General features: G+C 62.3%; 12 protein-coding genes. 11 read left to right on the forward strand and 1 reads right to left on the reverse strand.

The window, feature by feature from the left end:
* Window positions 1-6 precede the first annotated feature (6 nt).
* From murD to lpxC, 9 genes are all read left to right on the forward strand, one after another.
* Window positions 7-1,353, forward strand: a complete 1,347-nt coding sequence (murD, locus tag QRN22_RS21900; protein ID WP_042554915.1) for a UDP-N-acetylmuramoyl-L-alanine--D-glutamate ligase — start codon at window positions 7-9, stop codon at window positions 1,351-1,353.
* Entirely contained in the window at window positions 1,353-2,579 is a 1,227-nt protein-coding gene (ftsW, locus tag QRN22_RS21905; RefSeq protein WP_042554916.1) for a putative lipid II flippase FtsW, read from the forward strand. Before murD ends, ftsW begins: the two co-directional genes overlap by 1 nt.
* A complete protein-coding gene (gene murG, locus QRN22_RS21910; RefSeq protein WP_042554917.1) occupies window positions 2,569-3,639 on the forward strand; it encodes an undecaprenyldiphospho-muramoylpentapeptide beta-N-acetylglucosaminyltransferase in 1,071 nt (356 codons plus the stop codon). The genes ftsW and murG overlap by 11 nt, the downstream gene beginning before the upstream one ends.
* A 34-nt stretch (window positions 3,640-3,673) precedes the next feature.
* Window positions 3,674-5,080, forward strand: a complete 1,407-nt coding sequence (gene murC / locus QRN22_RS21915; protein ID WP_042554918.1) for a UDP-N-acetylmuramate--L-alanine ligase — start codon at window positions 3,674-3,676, stop codon at window positions 5,078-5,080.
* Window positions 5,071-6,027, forward strand: coding sequence for a D-alanine--D-alanine ligase (locus tag QRN22_RS21920; protein WP_197077034.1), 957 nt, complete (start codon window positions 5,071-5,073; stop codon window positions 6,025-6,027). The genes murC and QRN22_RS21920 overlap by 10 nt, the downstream gene beginning before the upstream one ends.
* Window positions 6,027-6,887, forward strand: a complete 861-nt coding sequence (locus QRN22_RS21925; protein WP_156152743.1) for a cell division protein FtsQ/DivIB — start codon at window positions 6,027-6,029, stop codon at window positions 6,885-6,887. Before QRN22_RS21920 ends, QRN22_RS21925 begins: the two co-directional genes overlap by 1 nt.
* A gap of 22 nt (window positions 6,888-6,909) precedes the next feature.
* Window positions 6,910-8,157, forward strand: coding sequence for a cell division protein FtsA (gene ftsA, locus QRN22_RS21930; RefSeq protein ID WP_042554921.1), 1,248 nt, complete (start codon window positions 6,910-6,912; stop codon window positions 8,155-8,157).
* Between the two features lie 79 nt (window positions 8,158-8,236).
* Window positions 8,237-9,427, forward strand: coding sequence for a cell division protein FtsZ (gene ftsZ, locus QRN22_RS21935; protein ID WP_042554922.1), 1,191 nt, complete (start codon window positions 8,237-8,239; stop codon window positions 9,425-9,427).
* A gap of 112 nt (window positions 9,428-9,539) precedes the next feature.
* Window positions 9,540-10,451, forward strand: coding sequence for a UDP-3-O-acyl-N-acetylglucosamine deacetylase (gene lpxC / locus QRN22_RS21940; RefSeq protein ID WP_042554923.1), 912 nt, complete (start codon window positions 9,540-9,542; stop codon window positions 10,449-10,451).
* Window positions 10,452-10,628: 177 nt separating this feature from the next.
* Here lpxC and QRN22_RS21945 read toward each other — a convergent pair whose 3' ends face one another.
* Complete coding sequence (locus QRN22_RS21945; protein ID WP_042554924.1) at window positions 10,629-11,087, reverse strand: DciA family protein; 459 nt, start codon at window positions 11,085-11,087, stop codon at window positions 10,629-10,631.
* Between the two features lie 87 nt (window positions 11,088-11,174).
* On the opposite strand from QRN22_RS21945, the gene QRN22_RS21950 reads away from it, so the two are divergent.
* Complete coding sequence (locus QRN22_RS21950; RefSeq protein WP_042554925.1) at window positions 11,175-12,101, forward strand: M23 family metallopeptidase; 927 nt, start codon at window positions 11,175-11,177, stop codon at window positions 12,099-12,101.
* A 170-nt stretch (window positions 12,102-12,271) separates the two neighbouring features.
* The gene (secA, locus tag QRN22_RS21955; RefSeq protein ID WP_042554926.1) at window positions 12,272-15,010 is read left to right on the forward strand and encodes a preprotein translocase subunit SecA; all 2,739 of its coding nucleotides are present in this window, start codon (window positions 12,272-12,274) and stop codon (window positions 15,008-15,010) included.
* Window positions 15,011-15,181 lie beyond the last annotated feature (171 nt).

A 15,181-nucleotide genomic window follows, 5' to 3' on the forward strand; every position in this document is an offset into this window, starting at 1 on the left:
GACAGCATGAGCCTGATCGCTTCCGACCAATTCCGCATCGTTGTCGGCCTCGGCAAGAGCGGCATGTCCCTGGTGCGCTACCTTGCGCGCCAGGGCGTGCGCTTTGCCGTGGTCGATACCCGTGCCAATCCGCCGGAGCTGAGCACCTTGCGTGAGCAGTTCCCGCAGGTCGAGGTGCGTTGTGGCGAGCTGGACGCGGAGTTCCTCGGTCGTGCCAGCGAACTGCTGATCAGCCCCGGTCTGGCCGTGGCCACACCGGCGTTGCAGGAGGCGGCCAAGCGTGGCGCCAAGTTGTCCGGTGACATCGATCTGTTCGCCCGCGCCGCCAAGGCGCCGATCATCGCCATCACCGGCTCCAACGCGAAGAGTACCGTGACCACCCTGGTCGGCGAGATGGCGGCAGCGGCCGGCCGCAAGGTCGCCGTGGGCGGCAACCTCGGCACACCAGCGCTGGACCTGCTCGACGACGACGTCGAGCTGTATGTCATCGAGCTGTCCAGCTTCCAGCTGGAAACCACAGAATTGCTCAACGCTGAAGTGGCTACCTGCCTGAATGTCAGCGAAGATCACATGGATCGCTACGCCGATCTGCCTGCCTATCACCTGGCCAAGCACCGCGTGTTCCGCGGCGCGCGCCAGGTGGTGGTGAACCGTGACGACCCGCTGTCGCGGCCGATGATCGCCGATCAGGTGCCGTGCTGGAGCTTCGGTCTCGGCAAGCCGGACTTCAAGCGTTTCGGCCTGCTCGAGGAAAACGGCGAGAAGACGCTGGCCTATCAGTTCGAAGCCTTGCTGCCAGTGCGCGAGCTGAAAGTGCGTGGTGCCCACAACCAGTCCAATGCCCTGGCGGCGCTGGCGCTCGGGCACGCCGTGGGCCTTCCGATGGCGGTCATGCTCGATACCCTCAAGGGCTTCACCGGCCTGCCGCACCGCTGCCAGTGGGTCGGTGAGCGCGCGGGCGTGAGCTATTACGACGATTCCAAGGCCACCAACGTGGGTGCCGCTCTGGCGGCCATCGAAGGTCTGGGCGATGACATCGCCGGCAAGCTGGTGCTGATCGCCGGTGGCGACGGCAAGGGCGCCGACTTCTCCAGCCTGCGCAAGCCGGTAGCGGCCCATTGCCGCGCCGTGGTGCTGCTCGGCCGTGATGCCGAGCGTTTGGCGGCGGTGCTCGAGGGCGCGGTGGACATCGTTCGTGTCGATACCTTGCAGGCGGCGGTCGAGCAGGCTGCGGCCATCGCCCAGAGTGGTGACGCGGTACTGCTGTCGCCAGCCTGCGCGAGCCTCGACATGTTCAAGAACTTCGAAGAACGCGGGCGCCTGTTCGCCCAGGCCGTGGAGGCGCTCGTCTGATGCTGTCCTTCCTGCGCCCTTATCCGTCCCCGCTGTTCAGCCGCCGTGGCCTGGACATGGACTTCCCCATGCTCGCCGGCTGCCTGGCGTTGCTCGGCCTGGGGCTGGTGATGATCTCCTCGGCTTCTACCGAAGTGGCGGCGGTCAACACGGGTAGCCCGCTGTACTACATGATCCGCCACCTGGTGTATCTGGTGATCGGCCTCGGTGCTGCTGGCGTGGTGCTGATGGTGCCGCTGGCCACCTGGCAGCGGCACAGCTGGTTGTTGCTGCTGATCGCCATCGCCCTGCTGGTGATGGTGCTGGTTCCCGGCATCGGCCGCGAAGTCAACGGCGCACGACGCTGGATCGGCTTCGGTGCCTTCAACATTCAGCCCTCGGAGATCGCCAAGGTTTTCGTGGTGCTCTATCTCGCCGGTTATCTGGTACGTCGCCAGGAAGAGGTGCGCGAGAGTTGGGCCGGTTTCTTCAAACCGTTCGTGGTATTGCTGCCGATGGCCTTCCTGCTGCTGCTGGAGCCGGACTTCGGTGCCACCGTGGTCATGATGGGCTCGGCAATGGCCATGCTGTTCCTCGGTGGCGTCGGCCTGTTGCGCTTCGGCCTGATGGTGGCTCTGGCAGTGGGCGCGGTGTTCGTGCTGGTGCAGACCCAGGAGTATCGCCTGCAGCGTCTGATCACCTTCACCGACCCCTGGGCCGACCAATATGGTTCCGGCTACCAGCTGACCCAGGCACTGATCGCCTTCGGTCGAGGCGAATGGCTGGGCGTTGGGCTGGGCAACAGCATCCAGAAACAGTTCTACCTGCCGGAAGCGCACACCGACTTCGTGTTCTCCGTACTGGCCGAGGAGCTTGGCCTGGTCGGTGCGCTGGCGACCGTCGGCCTGTTCGTGTTCGTCAGCGTACGGGCCTTGTACATCGGTCTGTGGGCGGAGCGCGCCAAGCAGTTCTTCTCCGCCTATGTGGCCTTCGGTCTGGCTTTCCTGTGGATTGGTCAGTTCCTGATCAACATCGGTGTGAACATCGGCCTGTTGCCCACCAAGGGCCTGACCCTGCCATTCCTCAGCTACGGCGGCAGCTCTCTGGTGATCTGCTGCGTCAGCCTGGCACTGCTGCTGCGCATCGAGTGGGAGACGCGCAATCAGCTGGGTAACGAAGACGTCGAATTCGACGAATCGGATTTCCCCGAGCCCGCCATCGGCAAGGAGGCGCAGCATGTCCGGTAACGTGCTGATCATGGCGGGCGGCACCGGGGGGCATGTGTTCCCGGCCCTGGCCTGCGCCCGCGAATTCCAGGCGCGCGGTTACCGCGTGCACTGGCTGGGCACGCCGCGTGGTATCGAGAACGAGCTGGTGCCGGCTGCCGGTCTGCCGCTGCACCTGATCAACGTCAGCGGGCTGCGCGGCAAGGGCAAGCTGTCGCTGCTCAAGGCACCGCTGCAACTGCTCAAGGCATTGTTCCAGGCTCGCAAGGTGGTGCGTGAGCTGCAGCCGGTCTGTGTGCTCGGCATGGGTGGTTACGTGACCGGCCCTGGCGGCCTGGCCGCGCGGCTGGCTGGCGTGCCACTGATCATTCACGAGCAGAATGCAGTGGCTGGTACCGCCAATCGCAGCCTGGTGGCATTCGCCAGCCGGGTCTGCGAGGCTTTCCCCGACACCTTCGCGGCATCGGACAAGCGTCGTACCACCGGCAACCCGGTGCGCGAGGAGCTGTTCCTGGAAACGCCCCGCGATTCCCTGACCGGTCGTCGCCCGCGTCTGCTGATTCTGGGCGGCAGCCTGGGCGCCGAGCCACTCAACAAATTGCTGCCGGAGGCGCTGGCGCGGGTATCTGCCGAACTGCGGCCGGAAGTGTTCCATCAGGCGGGCAAGCAGCACGCCACGGTGACTGGCGAACGTTACACCGCTGTGGGCGTCGAAGCGCAAGTCGCGCCGTTCATCAGCGACATGGCCCGCGCCTATGCATGGGCCGATCTGGTGGTTTGCCGCTCCGGCGCGCTGACCGTCAGTGAACTGGCTGCTGCCGGTCTGCCGGCTTTCCTGGTGCCGTTGCCCCACGCGATCGACGACCACCAGACGCGCAATGCCAGCTATCTCGCGAAGGATGGTGCCGCCGTCCTTCTGCCCCAACGCTCCACTGACGCTGCCGATCTGGCAGCGCAGCTGACCGAGGTCTTGATGCACCCCGAACGACTCAAAGAAATGGCCAGTACGGCACGTCGCCTGGCCAAGCCCGATGCCACTCGTAGCGTTGTCGATGTTTGCCTGGAGGTGGCCCGTGGCTAAGTCTCCCGCAGCGGTCAAGGCAGAAGTGCGGCGCATGCGCCGTATCCGCCGTATTCATTTCGTCGGCATCGGCGGCGCTGGTATGTGCGGCATCGCTGAAGTACTGCTCAACCTCGGTTACGAAGTTTCCGGCTCCGACCTGAAAACCTCGTCGGTCACCGAGCGCCTGGAAAACTTCGGTGCCCACATCTTCATCGGTCACCGTGCCGAGAACGCCGAGAATGCCGACGTGCTGGTGGTTTCCAGTGCCATCAACACCTCCAACCCGGAAGTCGCTACCGCTCTCGAGCGGCGCATTCCGGTGGTGCCGCGTGCCGAAATGCTCGCCGAGCTGATGCGCTACCGTCACGGTATCGCCGTGGCCGGTACCCATGGCAAGACCACCACCACCAGCCTGCTGGCTTCGGTGTTCGCTGCCGGTGGCCTGGACCCAACCTTCGTGATCGGTGGTCGTCTGAACGCCGCCGGCACCAATGCGCAGCTCGGCACCAGCCGCTACCTGATCGCCGAAGCAGACGAGAGCGATGCCAGCTTCCTGCATCTGCAGCCCATGGTCTCGGTGGTCACCAACATCGACATGGACCACATGAGCACCTATGAGGGCGACTTCAACAAACTGAAGAAGACCTTCATCGAGTTCCTCCACAACCTGCCGTTTTACGGCCTGGCCGTGGTCTGCGTGGATGATCCGGTGGTTCGCGAGATTCTCTCCCAGGTGGGCCGCCCGACCGTGACCTACGGTTTCAGCGAAGACGCCGACGTGCGTGCCATCAACGTGCGTCAGCAGGGCATGCAGACCTTCTTCACGGTGCTGCGTCCGGACTGCGAGCCGCTCGACGTGTCGGTGAACATGCCCGGCAATCACAACGTGCTCAACGCTTTGGCGACCATCTGTATCGCCACTGATGAAGGCATCAGTGACGAAGCCATCGTGCAGGGGCTGTCGCAGTTCCAGGGTGTCGGTCGCCGCTTCCAGGTCTATGGCGAGCTGCCGGTCGAAGGCGGTCAAGTGATGCTGGTCGACGATTATGGCCATCACCCGCGCGAAGTCGCGGCAGTGATCAAGGCCGTACGCGGCGGTTGGCCAGAGCGCCGTCTGGTGATGGTCTACCAGCCGCACCGTTTCAGCCGTACCCGTGACCTGTACGACGATTTCGTTCAAGTGCTGGCCGATGCCAACGTGCTGCTGTTGATGGAAGTCTATCCGGCTGGCGAAGAGCCGATTCCGGGTGCCGACAGCCGTCAGCTGTGTCACAGCATCCGCCAACGCGGTCAGCTGGATCCCATTTATGTCGAACGTGGCGCCGAGCTGGCGCCGCTGATCAAGCCGCTGCTGCGTGCCGGCGACATCCTGCTTTGCCAGGGTGCCGGCGACATTGGCGGGGTTGCCCCACAACTGCTGCAAAGCCCGCTGTTCAGCGTGCAAGGTCAATGGAAATGAGTGCCGATACTCTGAAATCTCAACTGCCGGTCGCGGCGTTCGGCCGAGTGGCCGTGCTGTTCGGCGGCAAGAGCGCTGAGCGCGAAGTCTCGCTGAAGTCCGGCAATGCCGTGTTGTCCGCGCTGCAGAGTGCGGGCGTGGATGCCTTCGGCATCGACGTGGGGGATGACGTCCTCGAGCGCCTGCTCAACGAGAAGATCGACCGTGCCTTCATCGTGCTGCACGGCCGTGGTGGTGAAGACGGCAGCATGCAGGGCCTGCTCGAATGCGCCGGTATTCCCTACACCGGCAGTGGCATCCTGGCCTCGGCACTGGCCATGGACAAGCTGCGCACCAAGCAGGTATGGCAGAGCCTCGGTCTTTCCACGCCGCGTCATGCGGTACTGGCCAGTGCCGAGGATTGCCGCCGTGCGGCTGCCGAGCTGGGTTTCCCGCTGATCGTCAAACCGGCCCACGAGGGTTCCAGCATCGGCATGGCCAAGGTCGCCGATGTCGAGGCGCTGATCGCTGCCTGGCAGGACGCTGCCGTCTACGACAGCCAGGTGCTGGTCGAGCAGTGGATCCACGGCCCCGAATTCACCATCGCCATGTTGCGCGGCGAAGTGTTGCCGCCCATCGCGCTGGGCACGTCGCACAGCTTCTACGACTACGATGCCAAGTACCTGGCCAATGACACCCAGTACCGCGTTCCCTGCGGTCTGGATGCCGACAGGGAGGCCGAACTCAAGGCGCTGACCGCCAGGGCCTGTGAGGCCGTGGGCACTCAGGGGTGGGCTCGCGCCGACGTGATGCAGGACGCCGAAGGGCGCTTCTGGCTGCTCGAAGTCAATACCGTGCCAGGCATGACCGACCACAGCCTGGTGCCGATGGCCGCGCAGGCTGCCGGTCTGGACTTCCAGCAACTGGTGTTGGCGATCCTTGCCGACAGTGTCGAGGCCCGGGGGTAATCATGAGCGCCGTCTTGCGTCATCAGCCAGGTACCGCCCGAGCGCCCATGCGCGGCAAGGCCGTGCCGCGCGGCGCCAGCCGTCTGGTGGCGAAGGAGCCGATCAGCCTGCGTTTGCCACGACCCAATTTCAGTCTGTTCAAGCGCATCACCTGGCCGGTGCTGTTGCTGGTGCTGGGTTTCGGCGCTTATGAGTTGTCACTTCGCCTGCTGCCTTACGCGGATCGGCCGATCGCCAAGATCAGCGTGGAAGGCGATCTGAGCTACATCAGCCAGCAATCGGTGCAACAACGCATTGAACCTTTTGTCAGCGCGAGCTTCTTCAGTGTCGACCTTGTCGGTATGCGTCACGAACTGGAGCAGATGCCGTGGATCGCCCACGCCGAAGTACGTCGCGTATGGCCCGATCAGGTGATGGTGCGTCTGGAAGAGCAACTGCCGATCGCCCGTTGGGGTGACGAAGCGCTGCTCAACAACCAGGGGCAGGCATTCGCGCCGAAAGAACTGGCGCATTACGAGAATCTGCCACAGCTGTACGGCCCGAAACGGGCCCAGCAACAAGTCATGCAGCAGTATCAGGTGTTGAGCCAGATGCTGCGACCAATGGGATTCACCGTGGCACGCCTGGAGTTGCGTGAGCGCGGCAGCTGGTTCCTGTCCACCGGGCAGGGGATCGAAGTGCTGCTGGGACGCGACCATCTGGTGGAAAAAATACGTCGTTTCGGCGCCATCTATAGCAAGGCGCTGAAGGATCAGAAAGACAACATCGCGCGGATCGATCTGCGCTACGCCAACGGCCTCGCCGTTGCGTGGCACGAGCCGCCGGCACCCGTAGCGGCCGAAACCGCTGCGGTGCAGTGAATCAGGAGAGAAGGCAAGAGTCATGGCAAACGTGCAGAGCGGCAAGATGATCGTCGGCCTCGACATCGGCACCTCCAAAGTGGTGGCGCTGGTGGGTGAGGTGACCGCTGATGGTCAGCTGGAAATCGTCGGCATCGGTACTCACCCATCGCGCGGCCTGAAGAAGGGCGTGGTGGTCAATATCGAGTCCACGGTGGCCTCGATCCAGCGCGCGGTCGAAGAAGCCCAGCTAATGGCGGGTTGCCGCATCCATTCGGCCTTCGTCGGCGTCGCCGGCAATCACATTCGCAGCCTCAACAGCCACGGCATCGTCGCCATCCGTGACCGGGAGGTCAGCAATGCCGACCTGGAGCGCGTGCTCGACGCCGCTCAGGCCGTTGCCATTCCCGCTGATCAGCGTGTTCTGCACACCCTGCCGCAGGATTACGTGATCGATAACCAGGAAGGCGTTCGTGAGCCGCTGGGTATGTCCGGTGTGCGCCTGGAAGCCAAGGTACACGTGGTGACCTGTGCGGTGAACGCGGCGCAGAACATCGAGAAGTGCGTGCGCCGGTGCGGCCTGGAAGTCGATGACATCATCCTCGAACAGCTCGCATCCGCTTATGCGGTGCTGACCGACGACGAGAAGGAACTGGGCGTTTGCCTGGTCGACATCGGCGGTGGCACCACTGATATCTGCATCTTCACCGAAGGCGCGATTCGGCATACCGCGGTGATCCCGATCGCTGGCGATCAGGTCACCAACGATATCGCCATGGCCCTGCGTACCCCGACTCAGTACGCCGAAGAGATCAAGATCCGTTATGCCTGCGCCCTGGCCAAGTTGGCTGGCGCTGGCGAGACCATCAAGGTGCCGAGCGTAGGCGATCGCCCGCCGCGCGACCTGTCGCGCCAGTCGCTGGCTGAAGTGGTCGAGCCGCGTTACGACGAGCTGTTCACCCTGATTCAGGCCGAACTGCGTCGCAGCGGCTACGAAGATCTGATCCCGGCAGGCATCGTACTCACCGGTGGTACCGCGAAGATGGAAGGGGCGGTCGAGCTGGCCGAAGAAATCTTCCACATGCCGGTACGCCTCGGTGTGCCCCACAGCGTCAAGGGGCTCAGCGACGTGGTGCGCAATCCTATTTATTCGACGGGCGTTGGCCTGTTGATGTACGGCCTGCGCAAGCAGTCCGACGACATCCCGATGCCCGGCAACGGTAGCTACGGCGATGAAACTAAAACCCCGGTACTGGAACGGCTCAAACGCTGGATTCAGGGCAACTTCTAATGTTGGGCGGCGCGTGCACGGGCGTGTGCGGCGTCATCAGGCAGTAGGCGTAAAAACTAGAAAATACAGGAGAGAGACCATGTTTGAACTCGTAGACAACCTTCCGCAAAGCGCGGTCATCAAGGTTATCGGTGTCGGTGGTGGTGGCGGCAACGCCGTCAATCACATGGCCAAGAGCAACATCGAAGGCGTCGAATTCATCTGCGCCAACACCGATGCTCAGGCACTGAAGAACATCGGTGCACGCACCATCCTGCAACTGGGCACTGGCGTGACCAAGGGCCTGGGCGCTGGTGCCAATCCGGAAGTGGGTCGTCAGGCCGCTCTGGAAGACCGTGAGCGTATCGCCGAAGTGCTGCAGGGCTGCGACATGGTATTCATCACCACGGGCATGGGCGGTGGTACCGGTACCGGTGCTGCGCCAGTGATCGCCGAAGTGGCCAAGGAAATGGGCATCCTGACCGTCGCGGTAGTGACGCGTCCGTTCCCGTTCGAAGGCCGCAAGCGCATGCAGATCGCCGATGAAGGCATCCGCGCGCTGCAGGAAAGCGTCGACTCGCTGATCACCATCCCCAACGAAAAACTGCTGACCATCCTCGGCAAGGACGCAAGCCTGCTGTCCGCCTTCTCCAAGGCCGATGACGTGCTGTCCGGTGCCGTACGTGGTATTTCCGACATCATCAAGCGTCCGGGCATGATCAACGTCGACTTCGCCGACGTGAAGACCGTGATGAGCGAAATGGGCATGGCGATGATGGGCACTGGCTGCGCCAGCGGTCCGAACCGTGCGCGTGAAGCGACCGAAGCGGCCATTCGCAACCCGCTGCTCGAAGACGTCAACCTGCAGGGCGCTCGCGGCATCCTGGTGAACATCACCGCCGGTCCTGACTTGTCCCTGGGTGAGTACTCCGACGTGGGTAACATCATTGAACAATTCGCCTCCGAGCACGCTACCGTCAAGGTTGGTACCGTGATCGATCCGGACATGCGCGACGAGCTGCACGTGACCGTGGTTGCCACCGGTCTGGGCGCGCGCATCGAGAAGCCGGTCAAGGTCGTCGACAACACCGTTCAGGTGGCTGCCGCTCAGTCCAGCGCTCCGGTCGCTGCGCCGATTCGCAGTGAGCAAAGCGTCAATTACAAAGATTACGAGCGCCCGACCGTACAGCGTCAGAGCCATGGTGGCGCTGCCACTGCGGCGAAGATGAACCCGCAGGATGACCTGGATTATCTGGACATCCCCGCGTTCCTGCGCCGTCAGGCAGATTGATGAAATCTATCAGGAGTATAAGGGTGATTGGTGTTCAGCAAAGGTCGGTTCTGCTATCATCGCCAGCCTTTGTTGAAAACAATTCGCACCTAGCGCTATAGCGGCCAGACCCATGATCAAACAACGCACCCTGAAGAACATCATCCGCGCCACGGGTATCGGCCTGCACTCCGGGGAGAAGGTTTACCTGACCCTGAAGCCGGCTCCGGTTGACACCGGCATCGTGTTCCGTCGCACCGACCTCGATCCTGTAGTAGAGGTCACCGGTCACGCCCTGAACGTCGGTGAGACCACCATGTCGACCACGCTGGTCAATGGTGATGTCAAGGTGGATACGGTAGAGCACCTGCTGTCAGCCATGGCTGGCCTGGGTATCGATAACGCCTACGTCGAGCTCTCTGCCTGTGAAGTGCCGATCATGGATGGCAGCGCTGGGCCCTTTGTTTTCCTGATTCAGTCGGCTGGTCTGCAAGAGCAGGACGCGCCCAAGAAGTTCATCCGCATCATCAGTGAAGTGACCGTAACGGACGGCGACAAGCGCGCCACCTTCGTTCCGTTCGATGGCTTCAAGGTGAGCTTCGAGATCGATTTCGATCACCCGGTGTTCCATGACCGTACCAAGACGGCGAGTGTGGATTTCTCCAGCACGTCGTTCGTCAAAGAGGTCAGCCGTGCCCGCACGTTCGGTTTCATGCGTGATATCGAATTCCTGCGTTCGCACAATCTGGCCCGTGGCGGTAGCGTGGACAACGCCATCGTGGTGGACGAATTCGGTGTGCTCAACGAAGACGGCCTGCGTTACGAGGACGAATTCGTCAGGCACAAGATTCTCGATGCCATTGGTGATCTCTATCTGCTCGGCAACAGCCTTATCGGTGAGTTCCGCGGCTACAAATCCGGCCATGGCCTGAACAACCGCCTGCTGCGCGCTTTGATCGCACAGCCGGAGGCTTGGGAAGTGGTCACATTCGAAGACGCCGATACCGCACCGATTTCTTACATGCGCCCAGCTGCGGCGATGTAAGACACTCTCCTTGTTTTATCTTCAAGGCCACCTTCGGGTGGCCTTTTTTTATTGCGGTATTTTTATCGTTTTTGCAGATGCCTACCGACATATGCAGTAGCCACGGCTACCGGCCCGGTGCATGGCGTGACAGTTTTCCGGCGGCGCTCAGGTGCTCTGATAACCGCTTGATGAGGTTTACGAATCGCTGCGTCGGCGATGGCTCGCCAGGCGTTCCAGGGCCTCACGCAGGCGAGGGTCGGTGACCCCGGCGGCGGTTTCCTGAATGCTGTCAGCGGCGCTGTCGGAGAGTTCGAAGGGGCGGGGAGGCTCGCGCCTTTCGGCGGTAGGAGGTTGCACCTTGAAGAGTATTTTCGTTAAGGTCGCGAACGTTTCGAGCGCCTGCAACTGCCTTTGCAGGCGCCGCTGTTGATAACGCAGCCGGGTGGCCCAGTGGCCATCGGTGACGATTAAAAGTAGACAGCCTTCTCGCCAGGATGCCACGTGACAGTGTTCCCGGGCGGCAGGTTGTAGCTGGCTTTCCAGCAACTGCTGCAGGTGATCGATCCGCTGGGCCTGATTGAACAGGGCTTTGAGCGGCTTCGCCTCGCGCAGCAGTGCGGCAGGAGCCTTGGCCGGCAAGGGACGAAAACTCATGGCGGGAAGCCTGCAAATTCTTGGGGCCGTCATGGTAGCAGAACCTTGCTGACCACTCTGGTTCCACCTTTTTTACATGGGGATGTCATGCACATCATTTTGCTCAGTCGACGTCACGGCGCCGCACGTTCGCTCAGTCTCGATCTGCGCTGGCTGGCGATCGGCCTGGCGTTGTTGGTCGCGTTGGCGGTTGGCGGAGGTGCCGCAGTGGGCGCCTGGCTGGCACCGAAGCCGACAGGGCTGCCGGAAAGCGTCGAGATCACTCAGGCTCTCGATGCCCAGCGTGACGAAGTGGGTGCTGTGCGTATCGATGCACAGCGCCAACTGGATGCATTCGCCGCCCACGTCGCCGAGCTGCAGGCCCGGCTGACTCGGCTCGATGCTCTTGGCGAGCGGCTTACCGAACTGGCGGAGCTGGACGCCAGCGAGTTCGATTTCTCCCTCGGCGTCGGTCAGGGTGGGCCTGAAGAGCCCATTGGGGGCGCTGCCTACGCGCCGCCACCGTTCATGAGTTCTCTGGATGAGCTGGCAATGCGCATGGACAGCCGCGAGCAGCAGCTCGAGGTGCTGGAGCAGTTGCTGGCCGATCGGCGTATCGATGAGGCGGTGATGCTCTCGGGCCATCCGGTGCTGCAGGGGTACGTGTCGTCGCCATTCGGTCATCGGGTCGATCCGCTGACCGGGCGTGCCAGTGTGCACAAGGGCGTGGATTTCGCTGCCAAGGCGGGCAGCGATGTGGTCGCGGTCGGCGCTGGCGTGGTGACTTTCGCCGGGCGTCGCAACGGCTATGGCAACACCGTGGAAATCAGCCATGCCGATGGCTATGTCACGCTGTATGCGCACAACCGCAGCAATCGTGTGCAGGTCGGTGACCTGGTTCAGCGCGGTCAGGCCATCGCAACGGTGGGCAGTACCGGGCGCTCGACGGGCAATCACGTTCACTTCGAAGTCAGCCGTAACGGGCAACTGGTCAATCCGCACAGTTACATTGCGCGAGTCAGCGACGAAGAGTGACGAGGGTGGTCGCTGCCAACTTCGTGCAGCAGCCGATGGCCCTGTGCCAATAACGCCGCTTTCATCCATTCCGTTTCCGGGTAGAATGCCCCCTTCGCACGCAGCCATGAGGGCTGCATGGGCGACTCACGGGGCCGCCCTCCATCCATAGCGTGGAAGATCCTGTCGATATGTTTGCGCCTTTGTTGAAAAAACTCTTTGGAAGCAAGAACGAGCGTGAGGTCAAGCGCCTGCTCAAGGCGGTTCAGGCCGTCAATGCATTCGAGGAGCAGATGCTCGCACTCTCCGATGAGCAACTGCGCGCCAAGACCGAAGAATTCAAGGCCCGCCTGGCCAAAGGCGAAACCCTGGATCAACTGTTGCCCGAAGCCTTTGCCGTCGCCCGCGAGGCCGGCAAGCGCGTGATGGGCATGCGCCACTTCGACGTCCAGTTGATCGGTGGCATGACCCTGCATGAAGGCAAGATCGCCGAGATGCGTACCGGTGAGGGCAAGACCCTGGTCGGCACCCTGGCCGTCTACCTCAACGCCCTGGAAGGCAAGGGCGTGCACGTGGTCACGGTCAACGACTACCTGGCTCGCCGTGACGCCAACTGGATGCGTCCGCTGTATGAATTCCTCGGCCTGTCGGTCGGCATCGTCACCCCGTTCATGCCGCCGGACGAGAAGCGCGCCGCTTATGCGTCCGATATCACCTACGGCACCAACAACGAATTCGGTTTCGATTACCTGCGCGACAACATGGCGTTCAGCGTGGAAGAGAAATTCCAGCGCGAGCTGAATTTCGCCGTGATCGACGAAGTCGACTCGATCCTCATCGACGAGGCGCGTACACCGCTGATCATCTCCGGCCAGGCCGAAGACAGCTCCAAGATGTACACCGAGATCAACAAGCTGATTCCTCGTCTCAAGCTGCACATCGAGGAAGAAGAGGGCGTGGTCACTCAGGAAGGCCATTACAAGGTCGACGAGAAGAGCCGCCAGGTCGAACTCAACGAGGAAGGTCATCAGGTCATCGAAGACATGCTGACCCAGGCAGGTCTGCTGGCCGAAGGCGAGAGCCTCTATTCGGCGCACAACCTCGGCCTGCTGACCCACGTGTATGCCGGCCTGCGCGCTCACACCCTGTTCCAGCGCAACGTCGAGTACATCGTGCAGAACGGTCAGGTGATCCTCATCGACGAACACACCGGTCGTACCATGCAGGGCCGTCGCCTGTCCGAAGGCCTGCACCAGGCCATCGAAGCGAAGGAAGGCGTGAACATCCAGGCCGAGAGCCAGACGCTCGCCTCGACCACCTTCCAGAACTATTTCCGCCTGTACAACAAGCTGGCGGGAATGACCGGTACCGCTGATACCGAAGCCTTCGAATTCCACCAGATCTATGGTCTGGACGTGATGGTCATTCCGACCAACAAGCCGATTTCCCGTAAGGACTTCAACGACCTGGTCTACCTGACCCAGGAAGAGAAGTACGCGGCGATCATCAACGACATCAAGGAATGCCAGGCCCAGGGCCGGCCGATCCTGGTCGGTACCGCGACCATCGAGACGTCCGAGTACGTGTCGCGCTTGCTGGAGCAGGAAGGCATCGAGCACAAGGTGCTCAACGCCAAGTTCCACGAGAAGGAAGCCGAGATCATCGCCCAGGCCGGTCGCCCAGGCGCACTGACCATCGCGACCAACATGGCCGGTCGTGGTACCGACATTCTGTTGGGCGGCAACTGGGAAGTCGAAGTGGCGGCGCTGGAGAACGCCACTCCCGAGCAGATCGCCCAGATCAAGGCCGACTGGCAGAAACGTCACCAGCAGGTACTCGAGTCGGGTGGCCTGCACGTGATCGCGTCCGAGCGTCACGAATCGCGCCGTATCGACAACCAGCTGCGTGGCCGTGCCGGTCGTCAGGGTGATGCCGGCTCCAGCCGTTTCTACCTGTCGCTGGAGGACAGCCTGATGCGCATCTTCGCCTCCGATCGGGTGAAGAACTTCATGAAGGCGCTGGGCATGCAGGCCGGCGAAGCCATCGAGCACCGCATGGTGACCAACGCCATCGAGAAGGCGCAGCGCAAGGTCGAAGGCCGCAACTTCGACATGCGCAAGCAATTGCTCGAGTTCGATGACGTGGCCAACGAACAGCGCAAGGTGATCTACCACATGCGCAACACCTTGCTGACCGCCGACAACGTTGGCGAGACCATCGAGGACTTCCGCAAGGAAGTGTTGGACAACACCATCAACGCCCACATGCCGCCGCAGTCGCTGCCTGAGCAGTGGGATATCGCCGGTCTGGAAGAGGCGCTGTACGCTGGCTTCAACCTGCGCCTGCCGATCCAGCAGTGGCTCGACGAAGACGACAAGCTGTACGAGGACACGCTGCGCGAGCGCATCCTCAAGGAGCTGATCGAGGCTTACAACGAGAAAGAGACCCAGGCCAGTGCCGAGGCTCTGCGTACCTTCGAGAAGCAGATTCTGCTGCGTGTACTCGACGACCTGTGGAAAGACCACCTGTCGACCATGGATCACCTGCGTCACGGTATTCACCTGCGCGGTTACGCGCAGAAGAACCCGAAGCAGGAATACAAGCGCGAGTCCTTCACCCTGTTCCAGGAACTGCTCGACTCCATCAAGCGCGATGCCATCCGCGTGCTCTCGCACGTGCAGGTTCGCCGCGAGGATCCGGCCGAGGAAGAAGCCCGTCTGCGTCGCGATGCCGAAGCCCTGGCTCAGCGCATGCAGTTCCAGCACGATGAAGTTTCCGCGCTCGAAGAGCCTGAAGCCGAAGCGCAGGATGGCGGCGATGTCGCGGTTGCCAGCGCCCCCGTGCGTGCCGAGCAGAAGATCGGTCGCAACGAGCTCTGCCCGTGCGGCTCCGGCAAGAAGTACAAGCACTGCCACGGTCAGGTCAACTGAGAACCTGAACACGACTAGCTGCGCGTCGGCCCTGCGGCGTTGAAAACAGGCTCGGAATGCTCATGTACAAAAGTACACTCCGCTTCCTCGCCTGTTTTCGCCTTGCAGGTCTCTAGCTCGCAAGGTCGTGATCAGGTTCTTTACCTGAGCTGTAAAATCCCAACGCCGCGA

The sequence above is a fragment of the Pseudomonas sp. MEJ086 genome (assembly GCF_030209025.1).
GTDB lineage: Bacteria > Pseudomonadota > Gammaproteobacteria > Pseudomonadales > Pseudomonadaceae > Aquipseudomonas > Aquipseudomonas fulva_A.